This is a genomic window from Mesorhizobium sp. M7A.F.Ca.CA.001.08.2.1, from assembly GCF_003998455.1.
In the GTDB taxonomy this organism is placed as follows: Bacteria; Pseudomonadota; Alphaproteobacteria; order Rhizobiales; family Rhizobiaceae; genus Mesorhizobium; species Mesorhizobium ciceri.
Window position 1 is genome coordinate 1 of record NZ_RZPW01000526.1, and the last position, 4551, is coordinate 4551.

The window sequence follows — 4551 nt, forward strand, 5'->3', positions numbered from 1 at the left end:
GTTCAGTGAGATAGCCGGTGAACTGGCCGCGCACGACATCGTCTTTGGTCAGCGTCCTGATCGCGCGCAGCACCTGCACCTTTTCGTCGATCAGATCGTCGGCAGAGCGGCCGACAGGCGGCTCCATGGCAAGCAGCAACAGGATGTTGAGCAGATGGTTCTCGATGACGTCCCTGATGCAGCCGACATCGTCATAGAAGCGGCCACGTCCCTCGACGCCGAAATCCTCGGCCATGGTGATCTGCACGCTCTCGACGTAGTTGCGGTTCCAGATCGGCTCGAGGAAGGAATTGGCGAAGCGGAAATAGAGCAGGTTCTGGATCGCTTCCTTGCCCAGGTAGTGGTCGATGCGGAAGATCGACTGCTCGTCGAACACCAGATGCAGGACCCGGTTCAGCCAGCGCGCCGATTGCAGATCGTGACCGAAGGGCTTTTCCACCATCAGCCGCGCGCCATGCGCGGTGCCCGACTGCTCCAGCCCCTGGACGACGGTCTCGAACATGGTCGGCGGCACCGCCATGTAGTGCAGCGGCCGCTGTGCGGTGCCGAGCGCGCTCTTCAGCTTCTCGAACGTCGCTCCGTCGCGGTAGTCGCCGCTGACGTAGCGCAGCAGCGAGGCGAATTTGGCGAACGCTTTTTCGTCGATCTTGCCGAGCGCATTGACGATGCCGTCACGTGCGCGCGCCTGCAATTGCTTGAGGTCCCAGGCATCGAAGGCGACGCCGATCACCGGTTCGGTAAGCGTGCCCTTGGCGACCATCTGGTAAAGGGCTGGAAATATCTTCTTGTGGGCGAGGTCGCCGGTTGCCCCGAAGAGCACCAGCGTGTCGGACCGTTCCTGGCTCATGCGCGTGTCTCCCCCGCTGTCCTCACTTGCCGGCCTTCGGCTTCTCGACATGGCCGCCAAAGGCATAGCGCATGGCGGAGAGCAGCTTGTCGGCGAATTCGGATTCGCCCTGCGAGGAGAAGCGGTCGAACAGCGCCGAGGACAGCACCGGAGCCGGTACGCCGGTGTCGATGGCCGCCTTCAGCGTCCAGCGTCCTTCGCCGGAATCCGAGACGCGGCCGCCGAAATTCACCAGGCTCGGATCGCTTTTCAAGGCGCCGGCCGTCAGGTCGAGCAGCCAGGAGCCGATAACGCTGCCATGCCGCCAGACCTCGGCCACCTGGGGAAGGTCGATGTCGAACTGGTAGTATTGCGGGTTTTCCAGCGGGCTGGTCTCGGCGTCCGCCGTCCGTTGCCGCTTGCCTGCATTGGCCGATTTCAGGATGTTCATGCCTTCGGCATAGGCGGCCATGACGCCATATTCGATGCCGTTGTGCACCATCTTGACGAAGTGGCCGGCGCCGCTCGGTCCGCAATGCAGATAGCCGAAGGGCGCGGTCCCGGCATCCCTGGACGGATTGGAGCCGGCATCGGCGCCCGGCGCCAGCGTGGCGAAGATCGAATCGAGGTGCTGCACCGCCACGTCGGGACCGCCGATCATCAGGCAGTAGCCACGCTCCAGGCCCCAGACGCCGCCGCTGGTGCCGACATCGACAAGATGGATGCCCTTGCCGGCCAGTTTCGCGGCCTGGTCGACGGCGTCGTGATAATAGGAATTGCCGCCGTCGATGACGATGTCGCCGGGCTCCATCAGGGCCGCCACCTGGTCGATGATCCTGCCGGTGATCGCCGCCGGCAGCATCAGCCACACACAGCGCGGCTTGGCCAGCTTGCCGATGAATTCTTCCATCGAGGCCGCCCCTGACGCGCCGTCGGTCACCAGGGCCGCGACGCTGGCCGGGTTGATGTCGTAGACGACGCATTCGTGGCCGTCGCGCATCAGGCGCCGGACCATGTTGGCGCCCATCCGGCCCAGTCCCATCATTCCGATCTGCATGGTTTCGTCCCTGTTTTCTAGGAGATTTGCGGGGTTATCGAGGGAAGGTCTGCTGGCTGTCCTGGTCGCCTGAGATGACGGAGAAGTCGACATTCTCCCAATCGCCGGCCCCGGGCCAGAAAAAAGTGAAGGTCAGCGTGCTTCCCTTGGGAAGGCCAGAGACGGCCAGATCGGCAAGATGGATGCCGAAATCGTTCTCCACCGTCTGGCTATCGTGGGCGGTCGCCCAGTTGTCGGTGCTCCAATGGACTGTAGCCGGAGCCAACAGTTCGACGCGCAGTGTCTTGCCGGCCGGGACCGTGCGGATCTTGTTGTTGAACCGCCATGTCCGGAACGGCGACACTGTCTTGGCCTCGATATACCGCTTGACGCCTTGCGGCGGCATGTCGAAGACCGCGCCGTCGCGCAGCGAGCGCAACAGCTTGATATGCTCCGAATGCGCCCAGACCAGCGGCATGGCGCTGCCCGAGGGGCGGCCGTGCAGCAGTTCGCGCTCCGGCATATCGGCGCCGTCCCAGACCTGCTCCGGCAACAGGCCGCCCGGTCCGGCCGAGCCTTCCAGCGCTGCCAGCAGGCTGGCTGCCTTTTCCCTACGCCCGGCCGCCAGCTCATAGTGGGCGCGTTCGCCGGCCAGCAGCGGCCAGGGGCGACCCTGGCCGGTGCCGTCGAAAGGTGCGCCATCTTCATGCTCGCCATAGCCGTCGCCGTTGTAGCGATACCAGAGCGGCCCTTGCGGCAGATCGCAGCGCAATTGCGCGTCGATGACCTTGACCGTGTCTGTCATGCGCGGGTCGTCGGCCGCCCGCAGGCCGAAGCGGACAAGTGCAAGCGCATCCGGACTGACGATTTGCTCGGCCGGCCGGTTGGTGTCGCCGGGTGGCCGGTTCTTGATCGGGACATAGCCGTCCTTCGGCGAACCGGCCTCGGCGCTGTCGGGTGGTGCTATGCGGACATAGTAGCCTTCGACGCCGACTTGACCGCAGATCGCCGTGCCGGTGACGTAGGTCCAGCGCTCGACCTGGTCGTTCCAGACGTCTGATGTCTCGCGCAGATAGGTCGCCGCGTCCGGCTTGCCACAGGCGTCGAGCAGGTCGGCTGCGGCAAGCAGTGCGGCGATTTCGACGGCGAGCGTGAACGGGCTGTAGCCGGCATCCTCTTCCCAGCGGTCCTCGCCGGTGACCGGCCCGTTGCGCACGACGAAGCCGGCGGCGCGCTCGATCATCGGCAGAAAGACTGCGAGCCTGGCGTGCGGCAAATGGCCGGCGCGGTGCAAAGCTTCGGCCAGCAGCAGCGGAAAGGCGCATTCGTCCATCTGGATGCCGGGCCAATAGGCCGATCCGTCGAGCCAGGCGTTCTGCGGCCAGTGGCCATCCGGCTGCTGGATGGAGCCGAGATAGTCGAGGATTTGCAACGCCGAGGCGGCGTCGCCGGCAGCAAGAAAGCCGCCGGCCGTCTCGACCAGATCGCGCGGCCAGACCAGATGGTAGCCGCCGAGGTCGTCGTCGCCCTTGTCGAAGCCCCACGGGATCGACAGGCTGGCGACCGCGGCGCCCGGTGTGGCGATCGACCGGTGCGTCGCCAGTACCGCCGTCGAGACGCGATAGAAGTTGGTCCCGGGCACCGCGTGCCGGTCGAGCGGCAGCAAGCCCTTTTGCCAGTTGCGCCAGTTCTGGAGGTAAGAGTTCGCCGCGGGTTCAAAACCCTGCTTCAGGCTGGCGAAAGCATGTTCCGCAGCCTCCTCGGGCGTCGCGCCAAATCCCAGCGCCAGCAAAGCCTTGGTCCTGGCCGCGGAAAAGCCGATCTCGCCGGTCAGCGCGACATTGCCGTCCTCGGCCCGCTGGTATGCAGCATCGAGCTCGCCTGTGTTGTGCAGTTGCTGCCAACCGTCGGAAAAACCGACATAGCCGGCCGAGCCGGTCCGCCAGGGCAGCGACGAGGCCAGCGCCAGGCAGGAGCCGCGCCCCGAGGCGAACAGCACGGGCTTTCCCTCGTGCTCGCCGACCCAGGCGGTGTTGCCCATGCCGGCATTGACCAGATGCGGCGCCAGAAGCGCGTAGACGCGATAATCGTCAGCGGCGCCCCTCAGCGCCGTGAAGGTGATCTCCTGCAGCAGCGCCGGGCGCGCCGGATCGGCGAGGATGCGCTTTTCGATCCGCCAGGCGCCGTCGTTCGCCGTGTTGACCAGCCGGTAGGCGGGTACGCCGTCCTCGAACGGTTCGATGCTGTGCGTGGCATCGCGCTTCTCTTCCGAGAAATAGCCGGCGGCGCCGGTGACGATCAGGCCGAGGTCGCGGGTGCAGGCACTGTCGACGCGCGAATAGTAGATTTCGTTGAGGATGCCGTGGCTGATCGTGAACCAGATCCGGCCGGCCGGCGAAAGCGACGTTCCGACGCCGCTCTTGGCGCTTGACGTCCAGCGCGCCGGAATTCCCGGGGCGCCCGGAGCAACGTTTGGCGTCACTGGCATTCTGTTTCGGTCTCCTGGCCTCCTCCCTAGACCATGACGCGAACCCTTTACAATCATTGCACCGCAAGTTGATCGGCGGGCCGACGGCAGGGCAACGAACTAGGGCCAACGGGTTTCTTCGGAGCTTTCGCCTGCGCTGACGGAGCAGCAAACGAAAAAACCGCCAGTGCGGCGGGTCACCGGCGCAAATCACAACCATGG

General features: G+C 65.4%; 2 protein-coding genes and 1 pseudogene. All 3 read right to left on the bottom strand.

Annotated features, from left to right (window positions below):
- A pseudogene (locus EN914_RS25420) lies at positions 1 to 847 on the bottom strand (glucose-6-phosphate dehydrogenase); the annotation flags it as partial.
- A gap of 22 nt (positions 848 to 869) precedes the next feature.
- Positions 870 to 1883, bottom strand: a complete 1014-nt coding sequence (gnd, locus tag EN914_RS25425; protein WP_024504765.1) for a phosphogluconate dehydrogenase (NAD(+)-dependent, decarboxylating) — start codon at positions 1881 to 1883, stop codon at positions 870 to 872.
- Between the two features lie 34 nt (positions 1884 to 1917).
- On the bottom strand, positions 1918 to 4350 hold the full coding sequence (locus EN914_RS25430) for a glucan 1,4-alpha-glucosidase (protein WP_024504764.1): 2433 nt from the start codon (positions 4348 to 4350) through the stop codon (positions 1918 to 1920).
- Positions 4351 to 4551 lie beyond the last annotated feature (201 nt).

Coding starts and splice junctions, on each gene's coding strand:
- EN914_RS25430 (WP_024504764.1), bottom strand. CDS start 4,350: ATGCCAGTGACGCCAAACGTTGCTCCGGGCGCCCCGGGAATTCCGGCG.
- gnd (WP_024504765.1), bottom strand. CDS start 1,883: ATGCAGATCGGAATGATGGGACTGGGCCGGATGGGCGCCAACATGGTC.